20 protein-coding genes are annotated in these 19304 nt (G+C 70.3%); 13 read left to right on the top strand and 7 right to left on the bottom strand.

All coding sequences use genetic code 11. From position 1 onward, the window contains the following. Together OU416_RS37000 and OU416_RS36995 are read left to right on the top strand one after the other, a co-directional pair. The gene (locus OU416_RS37000; RefSeq protein ID WP_270931750.1) at positions 1-864 is read left to right on the top strand and encodes a transketolase; all 864 of its coding nucleotides are present in this window, start codon (positions 1-3) and stop codon (positions 862-864) included. Beyond that, on the top strand, positions 861-1856 hold the full coding sequence (locus OU416_RS36995; protein WP_270931749.1) for a transketolase family protein: 996 nt from the start codon (positions 861-863) through the stop codon (positions 1854-1856). Before OU416_RS37000 ends, OU416_RS36995 begins: the two co-directional genes overlap by 4 nt. 34 nt (positions 1857-1890) lie before the next feature. Here the strand turns inward: OU416_RS36995 and OU416_RS36990 are convergent, their stop codons facing one another. Further along, on the bottom strand, positions 1891-2877 hold the full coding sequence (locus OU416_RS36990) for a hypothetical protein (protein WP_270931748.1): 987 nt from the start codon (positions 2875-2877) through the stop codon (positions 1891-1893). A 23-nt stretch (positions 2878-2900) separates the two neighbouring features. Then, the gene (locus tag OU416_RS36985) at positions 2901-3677 is read right to left on the bottom strand and encodes an IclR family transcriptional regulator (RefSeq protein ID WP_270931747.1); all 777 of its coding nucleotides are present in this window, start codon (positions 3675-3677) and stop codon (positions 2901-2903) included. Between the two features lie 302 nt (positions 3678-3979). Here OU416_RS36985 and OU416_RS36980 point away from each other — a divergent pair, with 302 nt between their 5' ends. The 4 genes from OU416_RS36980 (at position 3980) to OU416_RS36965 (ending at position 7169) form a co-directional block, all read left to right on the top strand. Further along, positions 3980-4690: a CoA transferase subunit A gene (locus OU416_RS36980; protein ID WP_270931746.1), complete on the top strand. Its 711-nt coding sequence runs from the start codon at positions 3980-3982 to the stop codon at positions 4688-4690. A 32-nt stretch (positions 4691-4722) separates the two neighbouring features. Beyond that, complete coding sequence (locus OU416_RS36975; RefSeq protein ID WP_270931745.1) at positions 4723-5367, top strand: CoA transferase subunit B; 645 nt, start codon at positions 4723-4725, stop codon at positions 5365-5367. Between the two features lie 137 nt (positions 5368-5504). Continuing rightward, positions 5505-6437 (top strand): NADP-dependent oxidoreductase, encoded by a 933-nt coding sequence (locus OU416_RS36970; protein ID WP_270931744.1) that lies wholly within the window; start codon positions 5505-5507, stop codon positions 6435-6437. A 12-nt stretch (positions 6438-6449) separates the two neighbouring features. Next, on the top strand, positions 6450-7169 hold the full coding sequence (locus OU416_RS36965) for an alpha/beta hydrolase (RefSeq protein WP_270931743.1): 720 nt from the start codon (positions 6450-6452) through the stop codon (positions 7167-7169). Here the strand turns inward: OU416_RS36965 and OU416_RS36960 are convergent, their stop codons facing one another. After that, complete coding sequence (locus OU416_RS36960) at positions 7170-8189, bottom strand: TerC family protein (protein WP_270931742.1); 1020 nt, start codon at positions 8187-8189, stop codon at positions 7170-7172. 96 nt (positions 8190-8285) lie between these two features. Next, a complete protein-coding gene (locus OU416_RS36955; protein WP_270931741.1) occupies positions 8286-9512 on the bottom strand; it encodes an MFS transporter in 1227 nt (408 codons plus the stop codon). Positions 9513-9605: 93 nt separating this feature from the next. Between OU416_RS36955 and OU416_RS36950 the strand changes: the two genes are divergently transcribed. Beyond that, entirely contained in the window at positions 9606-10301 is a 696-nt protein-coding gene (locus tag OU416_RS36950; protein WP_270931740.1) for a FadR/GntR family transcriptional regulator, read from the top strand. A gap of 68 nt (positions 10302-10369) precedes the next feature. On the opposite strand, the gene OU416_RS36945 is transcribed toward OU416_RS36950, so the two are convergent. Further along, entirely contained in the window at positions 10370-11128 is a 759-nt protein-coding gene (locus tag OU416_RS36945; protein WP_270931739.1) for an ABC transporter permease, read from the bottom strand. Between the two features lie 142 nt (positions 11129-11270). Continuing rightward, positions 11271-12008, bottom strand: coding sequence for an ABC transporter ATP-binding protein (locus OU416_RS36940; protein ID WP_270931738.1), 738 nt, complete (start codon positions 12006-12008; stop codon positions 11271-11273). A gap of 111 nt (positions 12009-12119) precedes the next feature. On the opposite strand from OU416_RS36940, the gene OU416_RS36935 reads away from it, so the two are divergent. The 3 genes from OU416_RS36935 to OU416_RS36925 all read left to right on the top strand — a co-directional run bounded on the left by OU416_RS36935 (position 12120) and on the right by OU416_RS36925 (position 15055). Next, the gene (locus tag OU416_RS36935) at positions 12120-13223 is read left to right on the top strand and encodes a sensor histidine kinase (protein ID WP_270931737.1); all 1104 of its coding nucleotides are present in this window, start codon (positions 12120-12122) and stop codon (positions 13221-13223) included. Further along, a complete protein-coding gene (locus OU416_RS36930; RefSeq protein WP_270931736.1) occupies positions 13205-13867 on the top strand; it encodes a response regulator in 663 nt (220 codons plus the stop codon). Before OU416_RS36935 ends, OU416_RS36930 begins: the two co-directional genes overlap by 19 nt. A 318-nt stretch (positions 13868-14185) precedes the next feature. Continuing rightward, complete coding sequence (locus tag OU416_RS36925; RefSeq protein WP_270931735.1) at positions 14186-15055, top strand: glycerophosphodiester phosphodiesterase; 870 nt, start codon at positions 14186-14188, stop codon at positions 15053-15055. Between the two features lie 49 nt (positions 15056-15104). Here the strand turns inward: OU416_RS36925 and OU416_RS36920 are convergent, their stop codons facing one another. Continuing rightward, positions 15105-16112 carry an AraC family transcriptional regulator gene (locus OU416_RS36920; protein WP_270931734.1) on the bottom strand — a complete coding sequence of 336 codons (1008 nt, stop codon included), beginning with the start codon at positions 16110-16112 and terminating at the stop codon, positions 15105-15107. 115 nt (positions 16113-16227) lie between these two features. Between OU416_RS36920 and OU416_RS36915 the strand changes: the two genes are divergently transcribed. The 3 genes from OU416_RS36915 (at position 16228) to OU416_RS36905 (ending at position 19267) form a co-directional block, all read left to right on the top strand. Continuing rightward, positions 16228-17196: a TauD/TfdA family dioxygenase gene (locus OU416_RS36915; RefSeq protein ID WP_270931733.1), complete on the top strand. Its 969-nt coding sequence runs from the start codon at positions 16228-16230 to the stop codon at positions 17194-17196. A 60-nt stretch (positions 17197-17256) separates the two neighbouring features. After that, complete coding sequence (locus tag OU416_RS36910) at positions 17257-18231, top strand: quinone oxidoreductase family protein (RefSeq protein WP_270931732.1); 975 nt, start codon at positions 17257-17259, stop codon at positions 18229-18231. A gap of 160 nt (positions 18232-18391) precedes the next feature. Beyond that, positions 18392-19267, top strand: coding sequence for a TauD/TfdA dioxygenase family protein (locus OU416_RS36905; protein WP_270931731.1), 876 nt, complete (start codon positions 18392-18394; stop codon positions 19265-19267). The last annotated feature ends 37 nt before the right edge of the window (positions 19268-19304 follow it).

Genomic DNA, 19304 nt, shown 5'->3' with positions numbered 1-19304 from the left:
ATGACCGCTGTCGATCAGCGCCAGCGCGCTGCGGTGGTGCGGGAAGCCGCCCACCGGATGCGCCACCACATCCTGAACATGGGCGAGGTCCAGGGGCAGGGCTACGTCGGCCAAGCGCTCGGCGTGGCCGACGTGCTGGCCGCCACCTACGCCGACCAGCTGCGGTTCCGCGCCGACGACCCGCACTGGGACGAGCGCGACCGGTTCCTGCTCTCCACCGGGCACTACGCCATCGCCCTCTACGCCGCGCTGGCCGAGGCCGGGACCGTTCCGGTCGAGGAGCTGGAGACCTACGGCTCGGACGGTTCGCGGCTGCCGATGTCGGGCATGGCCTCCTACACCCCGGGGATGGAGATCTCCGGTGGTTCGCTCGGCCACGGCCTGACCGTGGCCGTGGGCATGGCGCTGGGCCTGCGGCTGCGCGGTTCGCAGGCGCGGATCTTCAACTTCCTCTCCGACGGCGAGCTCGACGAGGGGTCGACGTGGGAAGCGGCGATGGGCGCCGCGCACCACCGGCTGGGCAGGCTCACCGCGATCGTCGACATGAACGCGCTGCAAGCCGACGGCAAGACCGAGACCGTGCTGAGCATCGAACCGGCCGAGGAGAAGTGGGCTGCCGCGGGCTGGTTCACCCAGCGCGTCGACGGCAACGACGTCGACGCGCTGCTGGCGGCGTTCGACGCGATCACCGAACGGTCCGCCGATACCGGTTCACCTTCGGTGATCCTGTGCGACACCCGGATCGGCAGGGGCGTGCCGCTGCTGGAAGCCCGGGAGAAAGCGCACTTCATGCGCATCGACGCCGACGAGTGGGAGCTGTGCCGCGAACAGCTGGCCGCCGGACACGAGGGAGCAGCCAAGTGACGACCAGCACGAAGCCGAAGCGGCTCACCACCTCGGCGATGATCGCGTCCTTCGCCGACCCCGGGCAGCGGACCAGCAGCGCACCGTTCGGGCACGCCCTGGCCGCGCTGGCGGAGTCCGACCAGCGCGTCGTCGGGCTCACCGCGGACCTCGGCAAGTACACCGACATGCACGTCTTCGCCGAGGCGCACCCCGACCGGTTCTTCCAGATGGGCATGGCCGAGCAGCTGCTGTTCGGCGCGGCGGCGGGGATGGCCGAGGTCGGGCTGGTGCCCTTCGCCTCCACCTACAGCGTTTTCGCCGCCCGCCGGGCCTACGACTTCCTGTGCCTGGACATCGCCGAACCCGGCCTCAACGTCAACATCGTCGGCGGCCTGCCGGGCCTCACCACGGGTTACGGCCCGAGCCACCAGGCCACCGAGGACATCGCGATCTTCCGCGGCATGCCGAACCTGACGATCGTCGACCCGTGCGATTCGGTGGACATCGAGCAGGCGGTCCCGCAGCTGGCGGCCAGCGACGGCCCGACGTACCTGCGCCTGCTGCGCGGCAAGGTGCCGACGGTGCTCGACGAGTACGACTACAGCTTCCGCCTCGGCGAGGCGGCGGTCCTGCGCGGCGGCCGGGACGTCGTGCTCATCTCCAGCGGCCTGATGACCATGCGAGCCCTGCAAGCGGCCGAAGAACTGGCGGCCCACAACGTCGACGTCGCCGTGGTCCACACCCCGACTATCAAGCCGTTCGACGCGAGAACCGTGCTGGCGGAGGTCGACACCGACCGCCTGGTCGTGACGCTGGAGAACCACACCGTCGTCGGCGGCCTCTTCGAAACGGTGGCCTCCGCGGCGGTCCGCGCGGGCCTGTCCCGCCGAGTCGTGCCGATCGGCCTCCCGGACGAGTTCCTCGCCGCGGGCGCCTTGCCGACGCTCCACGACCGCTACGGCCTGTCCCGCGACAAGATCGTCGAAACCGTCCTCGCCGGACTGGCTTGATCTGATTCCTGAAAGAGCTTGGTGCTGAAAGGGATCAAGGCAGCAGCGAGGCAGGCGGGCCTGCCGGTGCGTTGCGGGGGCGCACCGGCAGGCCGTTCCCGCGCTGCCGCTCTCCTGGAGGTCCAGCCGCAGTCCGGTGCGCCAGGCTGGTGAGGGTGTCGTCCACTGAGGAGGGCGCTCCGTTGCGGCGGGCTGTCCTCGCTGCGGTGCGGATTCGTTCGCCCGCTCTGGCCGACGAGACTTGGCCGACGAGGTCGTGCAGCTGGGTCGCGGTGCTCTCCGCCTCTCGCCAGTCCGACAGCTCGACCAGCGCTCTGAGCAGGTTCGCTCCGGCGATGAAGCGGGCCCACCGGTAGCGTTCGGCGGTGGATACCACCACCGTTGCGTAGCATTCCACCGCGCGATCCGGTCGGCCGAAGGCTTGCCACATGCCGCCTGCGTGGACCTCGAGCTCCAGATCGGTGACCCACCAGGACCATTCCGGGTCCGTGCGGTGCACGCCGTCGGACAGATCCGACTGAGCGCGTCTCAGCACCGCGAATGCGCGGTCGTCACCCAGGTCGGCGGCGGCGCGTGCCCGGCGGAGATCGGTCATCACGCGTAGCCGCGGGGAGAGCTTGAACGTTTCCATCAGCTGAACCGTGCGAAGAGCCGCACGCGGTTGCTGCACCTCTTGAGCCTGCATCGCGATGTTCCCGAGGATGAACAACTCCATGCTGCGGTCCCCGGCCGAGCGCGCCAGGTGCAGGGCTTCGAGGTTCAGCGTTCGAGCTGCGTCGAAGTGCATCGAGTCGAACGCGAGCCAGCCCGCCACTTCGCCGAGTTCCGCGGTGACCGCAGCGAGGTCTCGTCCGGCGGATGGTTCGCGGTTGCCGACCGCCAGCCGGGCAGCTGCCGCGCGGAACAACCGCGCGGCCAGCGGCGCGAGCTCCGCTCCTCCGTGCTGACCGTCCAGGCCGACGAGGTGGGAAATGCTTTGCCGCAGCCGATCGATCTGATCGTCCTGCCCGAACGCGGACATGTGCGCCCTCCCGAATCGTGGGTTCAGCGGAAGCCGGGGGTGTCGAGGGTCCGGGTGAGGGTGTGGGCTTCGTGGAGGAGGAGGGCGCCCAGTTCCGGTTGGCGGTCCGGGCGGAAGCGGGTTTCGATGCCCGTCAAGGTCAGGGCCCACGCCGGCTGGCCGTCGCGGTCGAACACCGCCGCCGCCATGCCCCAGCTGCCCTCCACCACCAGACCCGGGTTGACGGCGTAGCCGTGCTGGCGGGTGCGGGCGATGCGGGCGCGGATCGCGTCGGGGGAGTGCGCCCGGCCCCAGCGGGCGGTCAGGTCGGTGCGCTCCAGGTAGGCGTCGACCTCGGCGTCGTCGAGGAACGAGAGGATCACCAGGCCCGCGGAGACCACGCCGAGCGGGAACCGGGCGCCTTCGTAGAGCACGAACGAACGAATCGGGAAGTCGCCGTCCTCGCGCAGCAGGCACACCGTCTCCGCACCTCGCAGCGCCGAGAAGAACGCGCTCTCGCCGGTCTTGGCGGCCAGCCGGTGCACGCTCGCGCGGGCGTGGTGCGTCACGTCGTAGCGGTGGCCCGCCGTCTGCCCCAGCAGGTACAGCTCCGGGCCGAGGAACCAGCGGCCGGTGCGCCGGTCGCGGTCGACGAAGCCCTCCTCGGCCAGCGAGCTGAGCAGGCGGTGCACGGTCGGCCGGGGGAGGTCGGTCGACCTGGCCAGGTCGACGGTGGCGGCGCCGGTCTCGTTGGCCGCCGACAGCGCCCGGAGCACGGCGCCGACCCGGCCGACCAGGTGCGAGTTCGAGCTGCTGCTCATGGTGCTGTCCCGCCTCTCCGGGATTTTCAGTGGTGGTCGCGCTGGGGAGTGATCTTGCGTCGTGGGGGTTTCTTGTGGCTGGGTTGCGCCACGGTCCCCTGAGGTGCGGTTGGGCGGGGCTCGGGTTGGCGCGGAGATTGCTGATTGCCATCACCATAGCGTTCACCCAGTGAACGCATCGTGCTGAGCCCGGTCGCCGGTCGAACGATTCAGCGGTGATCGATCCCGGTTTCTTGCGGTGAACGGGGGTACGATTCTTTACTGCTGCTGTTCGTCCAGCGGACCGATGGAGAGGTGATCAGGTGTCCAAGCTGCGCTCGAGTGCGGCCGAGGCGCTGGCCGGGGTGCTCGAAGACGGGATGACGATCGCCGTCGGCGGGTTCGGCCTGTGCGGCAACCCGAACGATCTCATCGAGGTCGTCCGGGACAGCGGGGTCACCGGGTTGACGGTGGTCTCCAACAACATGGGCGTGGACGGCAAGGGGCTCGGGCTGCTGCTGGAGAACCAGCAGGTGGCCAAGGTGATCGCCTCCTACGTGGGGGAGAACAAGCTGTTCGCCGAGCAGTACCTGGACGGGACGCTGACCGTGGAGTTCGCGCCGCAGGGCACGCTGTCGGAGCGGATGCGCGCCGGTGGCGCCGGAATCGCCGCGTTCTACACCCGCGCCGGCGTCGGGACCCCGGTCGCCGAGGGCAAGCCGCACGCGGAGTTCGACGGGCACACCTACGTGCAGGAACGGGCGATCGTGGCCGATGTGGCGCTCGTGCACGCCCACACCGCGGACCCGGCGGGCAACCTCGTCTACCGGTCGAGCGCGCGGAACTTCAACCCGGTCGTGGCGACCTGCGGGAAGGTGGCGGTGGTCGAGGTCGAGCACCTCAGCGAGGAGTACCTGGACCCGGAGGTGGTGGTGACACCGGGCATCTACGTCCACCGGCTGGTCCAGGCCGTCCCGCGCGTCAAGGCCATCGAGAAGCGCACCGTGCGGCCCCGCGTTCCCGCGGCCGACTAGTCCTCACCCGCACATCCTCCCTGGGAGCAACCATGACCTGGACTCGTGAAGAGATGGCGGCCATCGCCGCCGCCGAACTCCGCGACGGCGACTACGTCAACCTCGGCATCGGCATCCCCACGCTGGTCGCCAACCACATCCCGGACGGGGTGCGGGTGACGCTGCAGAGCGAGAACGGAATCCTGGGCCTCGGCCCGTTCCCCTACGAGGGGGAGGAGGATCCCGACCTCATCAACGCGGGCAAGCAGACGGTCACGATCAACCCCGGGGCCAGCTACTTCGACTCGGCGGCCTCCTTCGCGATGATGCGCGGCGGGCACATCGACATCGCCATCCTGGGCGCGCTGCAGGTCGCCGAGAACGGCGACCTGGCGAACTGGACGATCCCCGGTGCGCTGGTCAAGGGCATGGGCGGCGCGATGGACCTGGTCGTCGGTGCCCGCCGGATCGTGGTGCTCACCGACCACGTCGCCAAGGACGGCTCGCCGAAGATCGTCGAGAAGTGCACGCTGCCGCTGACCGGGACCGGAGTGGTCAACCGGATCGTCACGGACCTGGCGGTCCTCGACGTGACCCCGGACGGGCTCAGCCTGGTCGAGCTGGCTCCCGGCGTCACCGAAGCCGAGGTCCGGGAGAAGACCGGTGCCCCGATCCAGCAGTCCGTCCCGGTGAGCTGAACTCGCCTGCCGCGGCCGCCGCACCCTGCTGTCCTCTGTGGATGGTCAGGTGCGGCGGTCGCTGCTTTTCGCCGCCGGACGCGGAATTCACCGGTGCGGGTAAGGTCGGATCCGGATTCCGGCGATGAGGAGTTGGTGTGCGGGCTTACGGTTTCTCCGAAGTGGGCGGTCCGGAGCAGGAGTGCTTCCTCGACCTGCCGGTGCCCGCGCCCGGTCCGGGCGAGCTGCTGGTGCGGGTGCGCGCGGCGGGCGTGAACCCGGGGGACTGGCGGCTCCGCGAGGGCTCCTACGGCGTCGCCGGGCCCGCGGTTCTCGGGCGCGAGGTGGCCGGAACGGTCACTGCGCTCGGTTCGGGGGTGACCGGGTTCTCGGTCGGTGACGAGGTGTTCGGCGGATGTCCGGGCATGGTCGGCGGCTGGGCGGAGCAGGCGGTGGTCACCGCGTCCTTCGCAGCGCCGCGGCCCGCCGGGCTGGCGCCGGAGGCGGCCGCGGTGCTGCCGGTCGCGGCCGGGACCGCGCATGACGCGCTGAACGACCTCGGCCTGCGACCCGGCGCGACCCTGCTGGTCAACGGCGCCGGCGGCGGAGTGGGGATTCCGGTCGTGCAGCTCGCGCGGGCGCGGGGGATCTCGGTCGTGGCCGTGGCGAGCCCGGCCAAGCACGAGCTCCTCGCCGGGTTCGGCGCGACTCCGGTGGCCTACGGCGACGGTGTCCTGGAGCGGGTGCGGGCCGCCGCGCCGGACGGCGTCGACGGCGTCTTCGACCTGGTCGGCGGGGCGGCGTTGCGCACCGTCGCCGAGCTGGTCGCCGACCGGTCGAAGCTGCTGTCGGTGGCGGACAAGCCGCTGGTCGCCGAGCTGGGTGGCCGGACGGTCGTGCGGGACCGCAGCACCGCCGTCCTCGCCGAGCTGGCGCGACTGGTCCTCGCGGGCGAGCTGGACCCGCTGGTCAAGCAGGTCCGGCCGCTCGACGAAGCCGGTGCGGCGCTCGCGGAGGTCGAGCACGGGCACGCGGTGGGCAAGATCGTCCTCGTTCCGCGAAAGGACCTGACACCGCCGAGCCGGATCTGATCTCATGCGGATATGACTGAGGTTCCGTTCTTCCACGATGTCGAGCTGGTCCGGCGAGTCCGCGACGAAGTCATGGACGTCCACCACCCCGACGATTCGCACGCCGGGCCCCGTCCGGCGGTGATCTTCGTGCACGGCGGGCCGGTGCCGGAGGACATGGAACCCCGCCCGCGCGACTGGGAGGGCTTCATCCGCTACGGCGCGCTGGTCGCCGCGTCCGGCCTGGTCGGGATCACCTTCAACCACCGCCTGCACTCCGACGAGCTCTACCCGGAGGCCTCCGACGACGTCGCCGCGGTGGTCGAGCGGGTCCGGGAGCTGGAGGAGGTCGACAGCGACCGCATCGCGCTGTGGTTCTTCTCCGGTGGCGGCCCGATCGGTGCCGCGTGGCTGCGGTCCGCACCGTCCTGGCTCCGCGCGGTCGGATTCACCTACCCGGTGCTGGCCCCGCCGCCGGACTGGCCCGGCGACAAGCCGCGCTTCAACACCGTCGAAGCGGTGTCCGAGCACCCCGAGCTGCCGAAGCTGCTGGTGCGGGTCGGCAAGGACTTCGAGTTCTTCGTGCCCACCCAGGACGCGTTCGTGCAGGAGGCCCGCAACGCCGGTGCCGACCTCGAGGTCATCGAGATCCCGCACGCCGAGCACGGTTTCGAGGACCACGGCGCCGATCCCGAAGCCCGCGAGGCCGTCGACCGCGCGGTGAGCTGGTTCGTCAAGAAGCTGGCCGGGTGATCACTGCTCGGTAGTGCTCTCCGGTGAGTCCACCGGGGAGCGGTGCGCCCGCAACGAGCCCGGGTGCGCCTTGGCGGTCGGGTCGCGGCGGGTCTTGATCAGGCTCGCCACGGTCACGACCGCCAGCACCGCGATGATCACGATGAGGCTGATCGACGTCGGGATCTCCGGGACGCGCTCGTCGATGTCCACGTGCGCCCAGTGCAGGATCAGCTTCGCGCCGATGAACACCAGGATCAGCGCCAGCCCGGTCGAGAGGTAGACCAGGCGCTCCAGCAGGCCCTTGACGAGGAAGAACAGCGCGCGCAGGCCGAGCAGGGCGAAGGCGTTGGCGGTGAAGACGATGTAGGCCTCGGAGGTCACGCCGAACACCGCCGGGATCGAGTCCAGCGCGAACAGCAGGTCCACGCTGCCGATCGCGATCAGCACGATGAACATCGGCGTGACCATCCGCCGCCCGTCGACGCGCGTGGTCAGCTTGCCGCCGACGTACTCGTTGGACACCGGCAGGAACCGGCGGGCGGCGTTGACCACGGCGTTGTTCTCGACGTCGGGATCCTCGTCGCGGTGCCGGAACAGCTGCACCGCGGTGTAGATCAGCAGCAGGCCGAAGATCAGGAACATCACGGAGAACAGCGACAGCAGCGTCGCCCCGACCGCGATGAAGATCGCCCGCATGATCAGCGCGAGCACGATGCCGAAGGTCAGCACCTTGTGCTGGTGCTCCTCCGGGACCGCGAAGGTGGTCATGATGATCACGAAGACGAACAGGTTGTCGACCGAGAGGCTCTTCTCGACGAGGTAGCCGGCGAAGTACTCGGTGCCGAACTGGCCGCCGTACTGCATCGAGAACCAGACGCCGAAGAGGATCGCCACCAGCACGTAGCCCACCGACCACGCGGTCGCCTCGGCGAAGCCCACCCGGTGCGGGCGCAGCCATGCCATGACCAGGTCGACGGCCAGCAGCGCGATGATCAGTGCGACGGTGAGCACCCAGGTCAGCGCGGTGATTTCGAGCACGGCCCCTCCGCTGGCGTTCGGGCGTTGTTGATCTGTCGGCGATCAGGGTAAGCACGGCCATCGCGCCCCGCTCGGCGAACGCGCGATGACCGCAGGCTACCGAATCAACGCCGGTTTGTCCGATTCGTTGTGATCTGTCCTTTGTGGCTGGGCGGAGGTCGTGGTCAGGGCGAGGCCGGTGAGCAGCTGGAGGGCGGCGAGCGCCAGCAGGATCACCAGCGGTGCGGTCCAGGATCCGGTGGCGGAGCGCAGCAGGCCGATGCCGAACGGGCCGACCGAGGCCAGCAGGTAGCCGGTGCTCTGCGAGAACGTCGACAGCGCCGCGGTTTCCCGCGCGCTGCGGCCGCTGGTGCCGATGATCGTCATGACCAGCGGGAAGGCGCCGAGTCCGAGCCCGGTCAGCGCGGCCCACAGCTCGGGCAGCGCCATCGGTGCGAACAGCAGGCCCAGGTACCCGGCCATCAGCGAGCAGCCGACGATGCAGAAGGCCAGCCGGAGCCGCCGCGCGGTCCGGGTCAGCGGCATCAGCGCGAACGTCGAGGGAACACCCACCAGCAAGGCCAGGCCCAGCAGTGCTCCGGCCCGGTCGGCGCTCATGCCGTGCTCGGCCAGGACGGTCGGCAGCCAGCCCATCACCACGTAGCTGGCGAGGATCTGCAGGGTGAAGAACGCGGTCACGAGCAGGCCGAACCGGCTCCTCCCGGCGGCCCACGCCGAGACCGCGCCGCTGCCGGAGCGCCGCGGGGCGATCTGCCGGGAAACCGGCCGCAGCGCCCACACCGCGAGAGCTGGCAGCGCGGGAAGGAGCCAGGCGGCCAGTCCCAGGGAAGGGTGGCCCGCCAGCTCGGCGAGGGGCACTGCCGCTGCGGCGGCCAGCGATGAACCGAGCGCCATCGTCGTGGTGTAGACCCCGGTCAGCAGTGCGACGCGGCCGGGGAAGTGCGCCTTGATCACGGCGGGCAGCAGGACGTTGCACAACGCCAGCCCGGCCGATCCGAGCAGCGTTCCGGTCAGCAGCGCCCACGTGTGCGGCACCGCGCGGATCGCGAGGCCGGTGCAGAGGGCTGCCAGCGCCACGAGGATGGCGAGTTCGGTGCCCGTCCGGCGGGCCAGCATGGCGCTGGTCGCGCCGACGGCGGCGAAGCACAGGGTGGGCAGGGTCGGGACCAGGGAGGTCGCGAGCGGGCCGAACTCCAGCTCGGTGCGGAGCTGTTCCAGCAGCGCGGCGGAACTGCTGATGGCCAGGCGCAGGTTGAGCGCGATCAGCACGACCCCGGCCGCGGTCAGCCAGGCCGCGCGGGAGCGTGCGGTGGGGGAAACCATGCGACGAACGTAAAACATCTGACGTTTGACGTCTAATCTTTAATGCTAGGCTGGTGGGGCGAGCTTGCTCACCCCACCAGGAAGGACGTCCGCGTGGCTCTGACCTCCAACCGTCGCTCGGTGCTGGTCGACGACGTCATCGAGCAGCTGCGCGCCGAGATCACCTCCGGCAGGTGGCCGGTGGGGCAGCGCATCCCGCCCGAGCCGGAGCTCCTCGAACAGCTCGGCATCGCCCGCGGCACGCTGCGCGAGGCCACCCGCGCCCTCAGCCACGCCGGGCTCCTCCAGGCGAGGCAGGGCGACGGCACCTACGTGCGGGCCACCAGCGAACTCTCCGGCGCGCTCCAACGCCTCGACAGCGAGATGAGCGACGTGCTCGAAGTCCGCCAAGCCCTCGACGCCCAAGCCGCCCGCCTGGCCGCCACCCGGATCACCCCGGAAGAGCTCGCCCACCTCGGGGAGCTGCTGGAACAGCGCGCCACCGCGTGGGAGAACCGCGACCGCGACGCGTGGGTCCAAGCCGACTACGCCTTCCACCAGCGCGTTGCTGCGGGCAGCGGCAACGCGCTGATGGACAACCTCTACACCGCCCTCGGCCCCGCCCTGCGCCGTTCGATGACCGCGCACTGGGACGCGCCCGGGTTCGACGGTGCGGACCACCGCGGCCACGAGGAGCTGCTCGACGCCCTCCGCGCGGGCGATGCGGCCCAGGCCGCCCGCAGCGCCACCGCCAACATCGACGCCACCGAGCAGTGGCGCGATGGCGCCCCGGCGCACGACGAACCCTGATCAGGGGAGGGGTGGAGGGCACCTTTCGCCAAGTAAGTGGGTGAAAGGTGCCCTTCACCCCGCCGCGGTCAGCGGTCCCACCGGAACAGCAGCGCGGAGGCGGTGGTGCCGAGCACCGCGGTGACCGCGAGGCTCACCAGGCTGGAGGTTGCGACCGCCTGCCCGGCCCACGCCGCGGCCAGCGCCTGGACGCTAGCGCCGAACGGCAGGACCTGACCGATCTGCGCCACGGTGTCGCCGAGCCCGGCCGTTCCGCCGAACATGCCGCCGAGCGCTCCGAACGCGAAGAACAGGACGAGGCCGATCGCGATGGCGGAGTTCGGCGTCGGCGCGACCGAGGCGACGACCATGCCCAGCGCGTACATCGCCGCGACCGACAGCGCGAGCACGCCGAGAGCGACACCCAGGTTCCGCGGCGGCTGCGCGCCGAAGGCCAGCACCGCGATGCCGAGGGCTGCCGCGGTGCCGATCAGCACTTGGGCCAGGCTGACGACGACCTGCGCGACGAGCACCATCAGCGGTGACGCCGGGGTGACGGCGAGTCTGCGCAGGATCCCGGTCTTGCGGTAGATCGCCAGGAAGCTCGGCATGTTGATGAGGCCGAGCATCGCGATGACCATGGTGAGCACCAGCGGCAGCACGAACGCTTCGAGCGCGGTGAGCCCGGCTCCGACCTCCTCGCCGCCCGCACCGGCGGCGTTCATGATCAGGATGAGGATCGGCATGCCGATCGGCACGATCAGCCCCGCGGTGTCCCGCACGACCATCTTCAACTCGCTGCGGATCAGCATCGCCCAGGCCCGCGGCCCGACCCGGTGCTCGGTCATGCCCTGTCCCGCCTCTCCGCGTTTTTCAGTGGTGGTTGCGTTTGGGAGTGATCTTGCGTTGTGGTGGTTTCTTGTGGCTGGGTTGCGTCACGGTCCCCTGGGGTGCGGTTGGGCAGGGCTGGCGTTGATGACACATGGGCTGTCATGCCGCCTCCTCCTGTTCCTCGACGTGGTGGCCGGTCAGCGCGACGAATGCCTCTTCGAGGCTGCTCGTCCCCGACTTCGCGACCAGCTCGGCAGGCGGGCCGAGCGCGATCAGCCGCCCGGCTTCCAGCAGCGCGACCCGGTCGCAGAGCTCCTCCACCTCGTCCATCGCGTGGCTGACCAGGATCACCGACTCCTCGCGCAGCGAGGAGATGGAAGCCCAGATGCGGCGCCTGGCGCGCGGATCCAACCCGGTGGTCAGCTCGTCGAGGATGACCACCTTCGGCCGCCCGGCCAGGGCCAGGGCGATGGACAGCCGCTGCTGCTGCCCGCCGGAGAGGCGGTCGAACCGGGTGCCGCGCTTGGCGGTGAGCTCGACCATCTCCAGCAGCTCGCCCGCCGGGCGGGGATCCGGGTAGAAGCTGCGGTAGAGCTCGACGAGCTCGGCGACGGTGAGCGAGTCGTGCAGCCGGGCCTCCTGGAGCTGGACGCCGAGCAGCTGCCGGAGAGCGCGGCGGTCGCGCCGCGGATCCAGCCCGAGCACCCGGACCCGCCCGCTGTCCGGGGCGCGCAGCCCGGCGATCATCTCCACCGCGGTGGTCTTGCCCGCCCCGTTGGTGCCGAGGATGCCGAACACCTCCCCGGCCCCGACGGAGAACGACACGTCCTGGACGGCGACGTTGTCGCGGTAGCGCTTGTGCAGGTGCTCGACGAGCACCGCCGGGTTGCCTGTCATGTCGCTGACGCTAGGAACGGCGGGCGGGTGCGCACATGTGCCGCTGGTCAGTGATCAGGACCATGACTTTCGGCACCTGCCCGCGATCTCGGCCGACCGTAGGCTGGCGCGATGCGAGGTCTCGGTGCGGAAGGCTGGTCCGGAATCGCCATGCTGCTGGTGTCGGCGGGCGTGGGCCTTCCGGTGCTCGTCGGCGCGGTGGACCCGGCGCTGCCCCGTCCGGTGTGGACAGCGGCGTTCGCGGCGGTCTTCGTCGCCGTGTGGTTCATGCTGAGCTCCGAGCGCCGGAACGTCCGGCTGGGCTGCTTCGCCGCGGCCACCGGGCTGGCCTGGCTGACGGTGCTGACCGCGCCGGACGCCGGGCTGATGCCGGTGCTGCTGGTGGTGATCGCGGCGCTGGGGCCGGAAGTCGTCGGCATGCGGGCCAACTTCGCGGTGGTGCTGCTCAACACCGCGGTGATCGTCGCGAGCATGGTGGTGCGCGACCTCGGCGCCGCGGACCTGTGGATCGCCGGCGGGTTCTACCTGCTGATCCAGGTCTCCGCGGTGCTCAGCGTGCTGGCCATCGGCCGGGAGAAGCGGATGCGCCGGGAACTGGCCGAGGCGCACGTCGACCTCCAGGCCGCGACGGTGCTGCTCGGCGAGTCGGCGCGATCGACCGAGCGGCTGCGGATCGCCCGGGAACTGCACGACCTCGTCGGCCACCAGCTCACCGTGCTGACGCTGGAGCTGGAAGCGGCCCGGCACCGGGACGGGGCGGCCGGGCGCGAGCACGTCGAGCGCGCGAACTCCGTGGCCCGCGCACTGCTCTCGGACGTGCGCGCGACGGTCGGCGAGATCCGCGCGGCCCCGGCGGGTTCGCTCGCCGACGCGCTCGCGGAGGTCGGCAGGGCGGTGCCGGGGCTGGACGTGGCGGTCGACGTGGCCGCCGGGGTGGAAGTGGACGAGGAGCAGACGACGGTGCTGGTGCGCGCGGTCCAGGAGATCGTCACCAACTCGCTCCGGCACTCCGGTGCGAAGGAGCTGTGGGTGCTGGTCGAACGCGACGGGACGAAGGTGCGGCTCACCGCGGGCGACGACGGGCGCGGCGCGTCGCCGGTGGTGCCCGGCAACGGCCTGCGCGGCCTGGCCGAGCGCTTCGCGAACGCGGGCGGCGAGGCCGAGTTCGACGGCAGCAACGGCTTCCGGGTGGCGGCATGGGTGCCCGCCCGATGACGCGGGTGGTGGTCGTCGACGACCAGACCCTGGTCCGCCAGGGCATCGTGACGCTCCTGGAACTGGCCGGCGTGGAGGTCGTGGGCCAGGCCGACGACGGCGCGGCGGCCCTCGACGTCATCGAGCAGCAGGAACCCGACGTGGTGCTCCTCGACCTGAGAATGCCGCGCCACGACGGGATCTGGACCCTGGAGCGCCTCCGCGAGCGGGCGTGCGCGGTCCCGGCGCTGATCCTCACCACGTTCGACGACGACACCCTGGTCCTGGACGCCCTGCGCGCCGGAGCCCGCGGCTACCTGCTCAAGGACGTCACCGTCGAGCAGCTGGCCCGAGCGGTGCGAACCCTGGCCGACGGCGGAACCCTGATCGCCCCGTCCATCACCGACCGGCTGCTGCGCGCGATCCAGGACGCCCCGGCACCGGTGGGCGCGGAGTCGCCGGTGGCGATCCAGGAACTCACCGGCAGGGAGCTGGAGGTCCTCCGCCTGATGGCCGAGGGCTACAGCAACCGCGAGATCGCGGCGGCCCTGAACCTGGCGGACGGAACGGTGAAGAACCACGTCTCCACGATCCTGCTGAAACTAGCGGCCAGGGACAGAACCAACGCGGTCCTCCGAGCCCTCCGCGACGGCCTCCTCCGCTGACGACCGCCGCGTGGGCGCGAAATCGCCTTTTCGCGCGCCGTTTCTGCCGCTGGTGGCCCGTGAGTGTTTTGTGGTGCTATAGCACCACAAAACACTCACGGGTACTGAACAGTGGAAACGGAGCCGATGGCGGGGCCGCGCGCGATGACCTCTGGTGATCGACCGAGTGCGCAAGGTGTCCTGATTGGTCCACTGTGTACTCGCGAGGTCGAAGGTTCATGCCCGGGACACCCGTTGGACCGGCGGTGATCACGCGGTCGACGGTTGCGGTGTTCAGGATCTGATCGACGTTTCGGACAAAGCAGACGAGGAGTTCGCATGTTGCGCCGGACCGTGGTTGCCGCGGCAGCCGCACTGGTGGCCTCGATCGGCCTGGCACCCGCAGTGGTCGCCGCGCCCGTCGCCACCGCCGCCAAGACCGACGTGGCCACCATCGCCCACCGCGGGGCATCCGCGTACGCGCCGGAGAACACCCTCGCCGCGGTGCGGCTCGGGGTCCGGATGCGGGCGGACCTGGTCGAGATCGACGTCCAGCAGACCAAGGACGGCGAACTGGTCGTCGTCCACGACAACACGCTGGAGCGCACCACCGACGCCGAGCAGAAGTTCCCGGACCGCGGGCCGTGGCGGATCTCCGACTTCACCCTCGCCGAGATCCGCACCCTGGACGCCGGTTCGTGGAAGGCCCCGGAGTTCGCCGGTGAGCGCGTCCCGACGCTGGCCGAGGTGCTCGACGTGCTGCAGCGCGGGCCGTCGGGTCTGCTGCTGGAGGCGAAGTCGCCGGAGCTGTACCCGGGGATCACCGAGCGCATCGCCGATGAGCTCAGCGCTCGGCCGTCGTGGGTCCGCCCCGACCACAAGGCGCGCAACCTGGTGGTGCAGAGCTTCAACTGGGGCTTCATCCGCGACTTCCACGGCCTGCTGCCGGGCGTGCAGGTGGGCGTGCTGGGCGCGCCGTCCGAGGCCGAGCTCGCCGAGGTGGCCACCTACTCGGACCAGGTCAACCCGAACCACGCGCAGGCCACGCCGGAGTACATCGCGGCGGTCCACGCGCACGGGATGAGCATCAACCCGTACACCGTCAACGACGCGCCGCTGATGCGGACGCTGATCGACCGCGGGGTGGACGGCATCATCAGCGACCGCCCCGACGTGCTCCGCGAGGAGATCGGCAAGGTGCGCCGCTGACACCAGCGCCGAGCGGGCCGTTCCCACCGGGAGCGGCCCGCTTCGCCGTTCAGCCGGAGGCGCGGTGCCGGGCCCGCCACTGACCGGGGCTGCAGGCGAAGTGGGTGCGGAACCAGCGCGAGAAGTTGCCCGGTGAGGAGAACGACAGCAGTTCGGCGATCTCGGTGAAGGTATAGCGCTGGTTGCCCACCAGGTTCCCGGCCAGCTCTGCTCTCGTCGCCTGCAGGAGCGATGAGAACGTCTCCCCGGCGTCGGCGAGCTGCCGGTGCACCGTCCGGCGATCCACGCCGAGGCTGCGTGCGACCTGCTCGACCGAACACCGGCCGGTGGGCAGCAAAAGCTCGATCAGTTCCCGGACCCGCTCCAGCGCTGAGGTGTCCTTCGGCGTCTCCAGCGAATCAAGGAACTGGTAGGCGTAGGTGCGCATGAGCGGATCCGACATCTTGTTGGGCGCGTCGAGGTCGTGCTCGTAGAACGTGATCCCGTTGAAGTCCTGCTCGAATTTGAGCACCGAGCCGAAGACCCGGTGGTGCGTGGTGGGATCCGCCGGTGCGCGGTGGGCGAAGCAGACCGCGACCGGTTGCCAGAGCGGCCCGAGGAAGCCGCGCAGCAGCCGGTGCAAGGTGCCCAGGGCGAGCTCTGCCGCCTGCCTGGTCTCGGTCTGATCGCCCAGCTCGAACGCGACGCGGATCGTTGCCAGCCCGTTCAGCACGGCCATCCGCATCCGCAGCGCCTCGTTGTACATGTGCTCGTGGCGGAGCAGGATCGTCAGCGCGCTGCGGACGTCCGGTTCCTCGCGGATGACCAGGCTCAGCGGCCCGAGGTTGGCGAAGCGGCGGCGTTCGGCCAGCAGCAGTCCGAAGTCCTGGTGCCCGGAGACCCCCGCCGAGCGTTCGAGGAGCAGTGCGACGGCCGCGGCCGGAATCCACCGGTCCTGCACCGCGATGCCCGCTGGGTCGAGCCCGGCCTCCCGCATCATCCGCGCCGGTTCGATGCCCAGGGCACGGCTGACCTCGACGTAGCTGTTCAGCGCTGCGTAGCGAGCCAGTGGCTTCATGACAGCCCTCCGCGATGTCCCGAAATGATAAGCATTCCGTCCCCGGAGGATAAGCCCACGCCGTTGCCGACGCCTAATGTCGCTTCCATCACAGCCGATCCGGATGGAGGACGTCATGGCCGAAGCCGCGGTGCAGCCCGCTCCCGTCGACGTGCTGCGCGAGCCGTGCCGGGCGGCGTGGAAACCGGCTGATCTCGGCGCCGAGTGGCAGTTCGAACTCGCCCCGGCCCACCTCGGTGAGATCGAGTTCGCGCTGCGCACGGTGCGGAAGTACGGGATTTCGCTGCTGAACCTCACCCTCGACCGGTTCCCCCTTCCCACGCTCGGATTCGAGCTTCAGCGCATCGCACGCGAATTGGAGTGCGGGCGCGGCTTCGCGGTGCTCAAGGGCATTCCGGTAGGTCGCTACGACGTGGCCGAGATCAACACGATCTTCTGGGGAATGGCCCAGCACCTGGGTGTTCCGGTCTCGCAGGACGCCTTCGGCCGCAAGCTCGCCCGCGTCCGGTGCGAGCGGGAACTCCGGACCGGTGGGTCAGACGTGGTGGCGCTGCAGGGCTCGGGCGGGCGGAGCACCGTCGTCAGCTCGGCGGCGCTGTACAACGAGGTGCTCCGACGCGATCCCGGTCTGGTCGAGAGGATGTACCGGCGGTTCCCGTTCGACCGCTGGGGTGAGCAGCTTCCCGGCGAACCGCCGTACCGCTCGGTTCCGCTGGCGTGCTGGCACGAGGGAAAGCTGAGCTTCCGCTACGCGCGCCGGGACATCGAGTCGGCACAGCGCTTCCCGGGTGCGGATCGACTGGAACCTGCCGACGTGGCGCTGTTCGACCTGATCGACGAGCTCGCGGAGGAGGTCCGGTTCGACGTCGACGCCGAACCGGGCGACATCCAGCTGTTCAACAACTACTCGGTGCTCCACGCGCACTCCGATTCGGCCGTGGCGGAACTCCCGCGCCGACTGTGGCTGACGCTCCACGACGGACGTCGATTGCCAGCGGAATTCACCTGGGGGACAGGCGGGTACGGCGCTCCGCGCGGACGTGGCGGAGTGGAACCGCGGGACATCGTCGATCCCGGGAACTGACCGGAGGAACACCACGACGTGGCCGGTTCGCCTGAGCGCCCGGCCAGGATGGAGAAGGTCATGGCGAAGGCCGTTCGTTTCCACCGGACCGGTGGGCCGGAGGTCATGCGGTGGGAAGAGGTCGAAGTAGCCGATCCCGGACCGGGCGAGGTCCGGGTCCGCCACCACGCGGTCGGACTGAACTTCGCCGACACCTACTTCCGCACCGGTCTCTACCCTGCGCTCCTGCCCTCGGGGATGGGCGTGGAAGCGGCCGGTGTCGTCGAGGCCGTCGGTGACGGGGTGCGGCACGTGGGGGAAGGAGATCGGGTCACCTACACCGGCAGCCCGCTCGGCGCCTACAGCACCGAGCGCGTGATGCCAGCCGGGTCGTTGATCCCGTTGCCGGGCGAGATCGGCTTCGACACGGCCGCGTCGATGACCATGCGCGGGCTCACCACGGCTTATCTGCTGCGCCGCATCCACCCGCTGCGCGAAGGCGACACCGTCCTGCTGCACGCCGCAGCCGGTGGCCTGGGACTGATCTTCCTGCAGTGGGCGAAACTGCTGGGGATCAACGTGATCGGCACGGTCTCGACCGACGAGAAGGCCGCGGTCGCGCGGGCCCACGGTTGTGACCACGTGGTGGTCTACAAGCGCGAGGACGTCGCCGAGCGGGTCCGGGAGATCACCGGCGGTGCGGGAGTCCCGGTCGTCTACGACAGCATCGGCGCGGCCACTTACCAGAGCTCGCTCAACTCGCTGGCCCGCCGAGGTCTGCTGGTGTGCTTCGGCACCGCCTCCGGCCCGGTACCGCCCATCGACGCGATGCAGCTCGCGGTCCGGGGCTCGGTGTTCGTCACCCGCCCCGCGCTCGCCGACTACATCGCCGATCCGGCTGAGCGCGCCGAGCTGGCGAGCGAGCTGTTCGACCATGTCGCGACCGGGCGGATCCGGATCGGGATCAACCAGCGCTACGCCCTCGAAGACGCGGTGCAGGCGCACCGAGACCTGGAATCGGGCCGCAGCGCCGGATCCTCGGTCTTCTCGCTCTGAACCACCCCGTGGCGGGAACAGCCCTGAGCCGTGGTCCCGAGTTCTGCTCAACCGCACCTCAGGGGACCGTGACGCAACCCAGCCACAAGAAACCTCGAAAACGCAAGATCACCCCGAAAACGTCACCACCATGAATCGCGGAGAGGCGGAACTGACTGCCATGTCCAGTGCGGTCTCGACTACCAGGATCAAGCACGAGAGGCTCACCTGCACCATCGGCGCCGAGCTGTTCGACGTCGACCTAGGGGAGGTGGCCCGCGACGACGAGCTGTTCGCCGAGCTGCGGTCACTGCTGCTCCGGCACAAGGTCCTGTTCCTGCGGGACCAGGACTTCAGCCGCGCCGAGCACGTTGCCTTCGCCCAGCGCTTCGGTGCGCTCGAAGACCACCCGGTGGCCGGGAGCGATCCGGACCACCCGGGGCTGGTGCGGATCTACAAGGATCTCGACAGCCCGGCCGAGCACTACGAGAACGCCTTCCACTGCGACGCCACCTGGCGTGCCGAGCCGCCGATGGGCTGCGTGCTGCGGTGCGTCGAAGGCCCGGCGGTCGGCGGCGACACCATCTGGGTCGACATGGCCGAGGCTCACGCGAAGCTCCCCGATCACGTCAAGGAGCGGATCGCGGGACTGCGGGCACGGCACAGCATCGAGGCCAGCTTCGGCGCCGCGATGACCGTCGAGGAGCGCCACCAGCTCAAGGCGCGCTATCCCGACGCGGAGCACCCGGTGGTGCGCACCCATCCGGAGACCGGCGAGCAGATCCTGTTCGTCAACGCCTTCACCACGCACTTCGTCAACTACCACACGCCGGAGAACGTCCGCTTCGGCAGCGACTACGCCCCCGGTGCGAGCAACCTGCTCAACTACCTGGTCGCCCAGGCGGCGATCCCGGAGTACCAGGTGCGCTGGCGGTGGACGGAGAACAGCGTCGCGATCTGGGACAACCGGTCCACGCAGCACTACGCGGTGCAGGACTACTGGCCCGCGGTCCGCAAGATGGAACGCGCTGGCATCACGGGCGACCGGCCGTTCTGACCTCCGCCGAGATCTCGAACCGCCATCCGGAGAAGGA

The organism is Saccharopolyspora indica (assembly GCF_027853965.1).
GTDB classification, from domain to species: Bacteria; Actinomycetota; Actinomycetes; order Mycobacteriales; family Pseudonocardiaceae; genus Saccharopolyspora; species Saccharopolyspora indica.
The sequence above is the reverse complement of the archived record's forward strand: the minus strand, read 5'-3'. Positions and strand labels throughout refer to the sequence as shown.

Bases quoted from the DNA above. Each gene is read 5' to 3' on its own strand.
- OU416_RS37000 (WP_270931750.1), top strand. From the start codon at position 1: ATGACCGCTGTCGATCAGCGCCAGCGCGCTGCGGTGGTGCGGGAAGCC.
- OU416_RS36990 (WP_270931748.1), bottom strand. From the start codon at position 2,877: ATGTCCGCGTTCGGGCAGGACGATCAGATCGATCGGCTGCGGCAAAGC.
- OU416_RS36985 (WP_270931747.1), bottom strand. From the start codon at position 3,677: ATGAGCAGCAGCTCGAACTCGCACCTGGTCGGCCGGGTCGGCGCCGTG.
- OU416_RS36975 (WP_270931745.1), top strand. From the start codon at position 4,723: ATGACCTGGACTCGTGAAGAGATGGCGGCCATCGCCGCCGCCGAACTC.
- OU416_RS36965 (WP_270931743.1), top strand. From the start codon at position 6,450: ATGACTGAGGTTCCGTTCTTCCACGATGTCGAGCTGGTCCGGCGAGTC.
- OU416_RS36955 (WP_270931741.1), bottom strand. From the start codon at position 9,512: ATGGTTTCCCCCACCGCACGCTCCCGCGCGGCCTGGCTGACCGCGGCC.
- OU416_RS36945 (WP_270931739.1), bottom strand. From the start codon at position 11,128: ATGACCGAGCACCGGGTCGGGCCGCGGGCCTGGGCGATGCTGATCCGC.
- OU416_RS36940 (WP_270931738.1), bottom strand. From the start codon at position 12,008: ATGACAGGCAACCCGGCGGTGCTCGTCGAGCACCTGCACAAGCGCTAC.
- OU416_RS36935 (WP_270931737.1), top strand. From the start codon at position 12,120: ATGCGAGGTCTCGGTGCGGAAGGCTGGTCCGGAATCGCCATGCTGCTG.
- OU416_RS36930 (WP_270931736.1), top strand. From the start codon at position 13,205: ATGGGTGCCCGCCCGATGACGCGGGTGGTGGTCGTCGACGACCAGACC.
- OU416_RS36925 (WP_270931735.1), top strand. From the start codon at position 14,186: ATGTTGCGCCGGACCGTGGTTGCCGCGGCAGCCGCACTGGTGGCCTCG.
- OU416_RS36920 (WP_270931734.1), bottom strand. From the start codon at position 16,112: ATGAAGCCACTGGCTCGCTACGCAGCGCTGAACAGCTACGTCGAGGTC.
- OU416_RS36915 (WP_270931733.1), top strand. From the start codon at position 16,228: ATGGCCGAAGCCGCGGTGCAGCCCGCTCCCGTCGACGTGCTGCGCGAG.
- OU416_RS36910 (WP_270931732.1), top strand. From the start codon at position 17,257: ATGGCGAAGGCCGTTCGTTTCCACCGGACCGGTGGGCCGGAGGTCATG.
- OU416_RS36905 (WP_270931731.1), top strand. From the start codon at position 18,392: ATGTCCAGTGCGGTCTCGACTACCAGGATCAAGCACGAGAGGCTCACC.